The sequence below is a fragment of the Mangrovimonas sp. DI 80 genome, from assembly GCF_001975575.1.
Taxonomy (GTDB): domain Bacteria; phylum Bacteroidota; class Bacteroidia; order Flavobacteriales; family Flavobacteriaceae; genus Mangrovimonas_A; species Mangrovimonas_A xylaniphaga.
On sequence record NZ_MSDT01000015.1, the window covers coordinates 1 to 4,825 of the forward strand.

At 35.4% G+C, this 4,825-nt stretch carries 6 protein-coding genes and 1 pseudogene; 6 read left to right on the forward strand and 1 reads right to left on the reverse strand.

The annotated features are described in order from the left end of the window. The 3 genes and pseudogenes from BKM32_RS16625 to BKM32_RS16275 all read left to right on the forward strand — a co-directional run. A pseudogene (locus BKM32_RS16625) lies at nucleotides 1–111 on the forward strand (integrase); the annotation flags it as partial. A 92-nt stretch (nucleotides 112–203) separates the two neighbouring features. Further along, nucleotides 204–515 carry a hypothetical protein gene (locus BKM32_RS16270; protein ID WP_123812156.1) on the forward strand — a complete coding sequence of 104 codons (312 nt, stop codon included), beginning with the start codon at nucleotides 204–206 and terminating at the stop codon, nucleotides 513–515. Between the two features lie 286 nt (nucleotides 516–801). Next, nucleotides 802–1,419 carry a hypothetical protein gene (locus tag BKM32_RS16275; RefSeq protein WP_076665384.1) on the forward strand — a complete coding sequence of 206 codons (618 nt, stop codon included), beginning with the start codon at nucleotides 802–804 and terminating at the stop codon, nucleotides 1,417–1,419. Nucleotides 1,420–1,748: 329 nt separating this feature from the next. On the opposite strand, the gene BKM32_RS16280 is transcribed toward BKM32_RS16275, so the two are convergent. Further along, nucleotides 1,749–2,804 carry an IS110 family transposase gene (locus BKM32_RS16280; RefSeq protein WP_076665391.1) on the reverse strand — a complete coding sequence of 352 codons (1,056 nt, stop codon included), beginning with the start codon at nucleotides 2,802–2,804 and terminating at the stop codon, nucleotides 1,749–1,751. 393 nt (nucleotides 2,805–3,197) lie between these two features. On the opposite strand from BKM32_RS16280, the gene BKM32_RS16420 reads away from it, so the two are divergent. The 3 genes from BKM32_RS16420 (at nucleotide 3,198) to BKM32_RS16295 (ending at nucleotide 4,623) form a co-directional block, all read left to right on the forward strand. Beyond that, nucleotides 3,198–3,416, forward strand: a complete 219-nt coding sequence (locus tag BKM32_RS16420) for a hypothetical protein (RefSeq protein ID WP_123812157.1) — start codon at nucleotides 3,198–3,200, stop codon at nucleotides 3,414–3,416. Nucleotides 3,417–3,647: 231 nt separating this feature from the next. Next, entirely contained in the window at nucleotides 3,648–4,037 is a 390-nt protein-coding gene (locus BKM32_RS16290) for a hypothetical protein (RefSeq protein ID WP_076665387.1), read from the forward strand. Between the two features lie 127 nt (nucleotides 4,038–4,164). Beyond that, nucleotides 4,165–4,623, forward strand: coding sequence for a hypothetical protein (locus BKM32_RS16295; protein ID WP_076665389.1), 459 nt, complete (start codon nucleotides 4,165–4,167; stop codon nucleotides 4,621–4,623). Nucleotides 4,624–4,825: the final 202 nt, after the last annotated feature.

A 4,825-nucleotide genomic window follows, 5' to 3' on the forward strand; every position in this document is an offset into this window, starting at 1 on the left:
CTGCGATACATCCAACTTCTTTTGGGACACAATTCCACAAAAACCACCGAGATTTACACCCATGTAGCCAGCAATACGTTTAATTCTATTACAAATCCACTGGATATGTAAGAATTATATGTAGATTTGGTTAAATAAATATAATGGGTATAAAAACAATTGTTTTTATACTACCGTTGTAAGCAATAGACCAGCTTCACCTTTTGATTTTCAATTCGATGTTTTTGCGCTTGATTTTAATTGAAGTGGACAGCTGGGCGTTGGGCTGGTCCAAGGGGATGGCCAGGGGCCCATCCGCTTCCAAGTTTTCGGCGGTGAGCGCCGTGAAAATGTATTTTCAAACGAGCGGTGTCGTACAAAACTTGAATGCAAGGTACTGGATTCCGACCACAACTGCAATCCCCCAAAGGGGTGAAATCCAGCACCTGACCGGAGCAGCGCAACGCCCTACAGAACTAAAAGAATTAAAAGGATTAAAAAGCGCCCAGGTCAAACGATCCATGCCAGTTACATAATTCATTGGACCTGTAAAAACATCGGAATTCAGCAAGCGGAGTGAAACTGGCCTACGGACATTTAGCTCATTTCATTGGTCCGAAAAAAATTAATGAAATGAGGACTTTTAAACTTAAAAAAAAAAATGCTCAGCAGCACGTGGTTTAAAACTAAAGCTCACAACATGGTATATGTTCCATTTTGCCTTTCATAAATATACGGATGTAGGAATATTATCCATACATTTATGACGACAAAACAACGCTCAAGCTGAACATATACCTAACGTTGTAGCACATTTTAGAAATGAACTTCGAACAAAGAATTAAGGGTATTCAAAAATGGATCGAACAAGAAGAATATCTTGATGAAACTATATTTGATAAGGAAAAGCTCGTTAAACAAAAATACTTGAACTTTCAAATTGATGATTGTTATGACTATTTAGATATTGTTGAAGGGAAAACAAGAAAGGAAATTTTCAAATTACTTTATAACACCTATTTAACTTGGAAAATTAAATTAATGGAATTAGGCATTCCTTTCTATTTGGGTGTTTGGATTTATGACCCTCGACTACCAAAAAGTGAAATCGTCTGTGCTATTGGAGATGAAAGAATAAATTATTATCAAAATCAATGCTTCGATGTTCCTAACAACCCAAAGAATATAATTGATCTTAAGGACTTTAAACAGGAGAAAGGAAATTTAGTATGGTCGCAAAAAATCGATTCAGACACTTTAGATGAGTGGGAAATAAACTTTCCAAAAGAAAACTATGAAAGTCAACAACTTTGGCTCCAAGATCAAGAATACTTCAAAAATTTCATTAATGACTCCTATAAAGTTGAGGAAAAAGATAATGGTAAGCAATACTTTAGAAATGTTGGTGAAATTTGGACTGGAGAAATGATTAACAATTAAAAAAACGTGCTACAACAATGGCTCCTATGAAAAGCACTAGTCCAGTTTCTCAAAGTTAATATTTTATCTTTTAACTATTTCATTTTAAAATATTTAAACGTGTTGAATTATGGATGAAGCTATGATTCATCTCTAATTCAATACTAAATAACTTGCTCCGCATCCTATTTGTGATCAACTCTCTTTGGCCGTCACCAGCATCTATATGATTATAAGTTATAATAAGTCCAGCCACTTGCTAACCGGGTGTGGTCATTAAAAATGCCACCTACATTGTTTTGTGATATGGACTTTAAATATTTCTGTGAGCTTTGTTATTGGTTTATTTCCTACTCTACTACACCAATTTCATAAGGGGTTTCTGTTTTTATTACGGCCAATGTCCGGCACAATAGCTTTCTGGCTACTTTTATTATGATCTTTTTACTGTCCTTGCCTGAATGCTTGCGATAATAACTCTGCATCACGGGGTCGGTTCGTATAGCTTGCCATGAGGCTTCTATAAAATATGAGCGTATCAATCTGTGAGCTCTTGGTGTAATGCCCATGGTCTTGCTATTGGCTCCGCTTTGATAGACGCCTGGAGCTAACCCCACATAACCCGCCAAATGCTTCAAATTGTTGAACCGACGAAGGTCACCCAGTTCACATATGATACCACAGGCAACAATACCACCAATGCCAGGTATACTTCTTAGCAGATAGTAGTCTTTCTTGAAATGTTTGCGACAATAGGCCCTGAGCTGATTGCTTACCAAACGTAAATCTTCATCTATAAACCTAAAATGACGCATACGACTTTCTAAACTTGCCTTAGCTATTGGGTACTGAAATATCATATTATCTAACCAACTCCTAAAACCATGGCTCCAATGGTCATTGTCATACTGCTCAGGCACCTTTATGCCAAAGTAAAGCAACTGCATTTTGATGTAACTTTTAACACGCCTAAAGTCCTTTACCAAATCATAACGTCTGCGAAACAAGCTCCTAAGCGCTTCACGGTGTATATCTGGCACATGAATACTCGATAGCCGACCGTCTTTTAATTCGCGGCTGATAAGTTGGGCATCTATACGATCTGTTTTAGTAAAGCGCTCCTTACCTTTACGATGGATATCTGCCGGATTAACCACCAAAGAGTGCCAACCATAGCTCTCGAAACAACGATGCGCATAATAGCCGCAACACCCTGCCTCGTAGGCCGTACTGACCTTATGTTCTGAAAAATGTTTGTCTACATAGGCTTTCAACTGCTCTGGTTCTGGTGGCATACTAAAACTCTTTCCACAAAACAGATCAGTCGAGCAATGAACTTTCCAGCTCCGCTTGTGTATGTCGATTCCTATATATAATTTAGGGCTGGCAGTAATTTGAGTGTTCATATCTTTTATTGTTTTAGTGAACTTTAAAGATACTCGACTTACTGCTTTTTCATGGATGCTATAAGCCATGGCTTGGTTCTTACAAGTTTCGACTATTTTCCTATATTTAAAATCCTAACTGAAATGAGCCTGGCAACACAGTGGCTCGAGCCCGGCCAGAGGTAAAGGCCAACGCTCGGCTCGACCCACTCACCCACCACGGCTCATAGCCCAACCGTTGTGTACAATTACTAAACGTAAATCTATTATGAATACTTTAAGCTAATTATGATTCCTGGAGCCCCGAATATTGTTACTTTTTTAGTTGTTCTATTTTTCTCCATTCCAATTCTATGGAACCTATATAAACATAAAATAATTAGGTCATTCAGCTTTATAAACTTGATTAAAGTATTGAATAAATCATTAATCATTCAAGGTATTATTGCAGTCTCATTAATACCAATTACTTGGATTACAAATAAATTAAACTTCAAAATCGGAAACGAATTTTCTGGAGCAACCTACATTTTTATAGCCATTGGAGTAATGTTCTATTTACCTGCTTTAGCTTTTTTAAACCTTATTAAATTAATACTTCAAGGGAAGATTGAAAATCAAAAATCTAAATAAAAAACTGTACACAACACAGTGTATAATTCATTGCTTCCGATTTTCCTCTCGGAAAATCCTCGCAACTTTGCTATCTTAGTTTCTTAAACCTGAAAATCCTGCGGATTTTCACGCAACGAAACTATACACAAACCGTTGTAGCACATTACCATTATCACGAAAAAGAGATTAATTTCTTTGGCTAGCGAGTAAGTTTTGAGGAATTTTATAAACTAAAAATTTGACAAAATAATGAATCCCAAAACGACTGACTTTCTATTCGGCTGTAAAAACCTTTATATTTTGGGAATACATCCATTTGACTTTAACAAATCGGACTCAAAAGAATACAAAGCAATAATTGAACTTGGAAAGCAAATCATTCATGAAATCGGACTTCAAAAATTTGCGAGTTTTGTTGGTGAATATCAATATCGTGTTGGAATTTGGTCATCAATGATTGCTTTGGATTACGGAAAACCTGACCTAAACGAAATTTTAGAAATCAGCGAAACAAAAACAATAATTTCAGCTTGTCTTGATAAAATTGAACAGAATGAAATCAATGAATTACCGACTGGCATTATTGAGAACAAAAAGAACTGGATAAAAAAAATAAAAACGTGCTACAACACCGTGTAACACGCATTGCTTCGGATTTTCCTTCGGAAAATACTCGCAAACGTGTAATGTCAGTTTTCTTTACCTATCTTTAAACCATGCTACACCGCAACGGCGGCGTTACACAAACCGTTGTAAAACATTTAAAATGAAAATATTGACGTTTAAATTTTTATTGATTCTATCTCTTGCATGCAATGGTCAAAACAACAAGATCAGATTCAAGAGAAGTCAAGATTTAAACGGACAAGTAGTTTTTTCAATCAATCATGGATATAACCCATCAATTATTGACACTTTAAAATATATTAAGCTTTACGATAAACTCATTAATAATTTAGAAAACAAACTTAATAATGGTTTATATGAGTCAATAAAAAAAACAAATTCTGACTCGATAGTTGTTAACCAGCCAATGATTTTTATTGATTCTGATGACATTAGTATATATTTAGTTATTCCGTTTGACTTTTATTCTGACCAACAAAAAAGTCATTATAAAAAAACGAAAACGGATTTGTGGGTATATAGTAACTCGCTTGGATTGTACTTTAAAAATTCGGGAGAAATATTAATTGATGAAAATAAACTGAATTGGATGTATTAAAAATAAAAAACGTTTTACAACAACGTGTATAAAAAATTGCTAAATTAGTGCTTAATCAAAGGTCGTTGCATTTTTGTTACGTCTGATTTTCCTGCGGAAAATCCTCGCACACAAAAACGCAACTTTCCATACACCAACCGTTGGCAACCATACAAAATGTGAATTTTCCTGAAATAGGTTGACTAAAAATTGAACAAACAAT

Coding starts and splice junctions, on each gene's coding strand:
- BKM32_RS16275 (WP_076665384.1), top strand. CDS start 802: ATGAACTTCGAACAAAGAATTAAGGGTATTCAAAAATGGATCGAACAA.
- BKM32_RS16280 (WP_076665391.1), bottom strand. CDS start 2,804: ATGAACACTCAAATTACTGCCAGCCCTAAATTATATATAGGAATCGAC.
- BKM32_RS16290 (WP_076665387.1), top strand. CDS start 3,648: ATGAATCCCAAAACGACTGACTTTCTATTCGGCTGTAAAAACCTTTAT.
- BKM32_RS16295 (WP_076665389.1), top strand. CDS start 4,165: ATGAAAATATTGACGTTTAAATTTTTATTGATTCTATCTCTTGCATGC.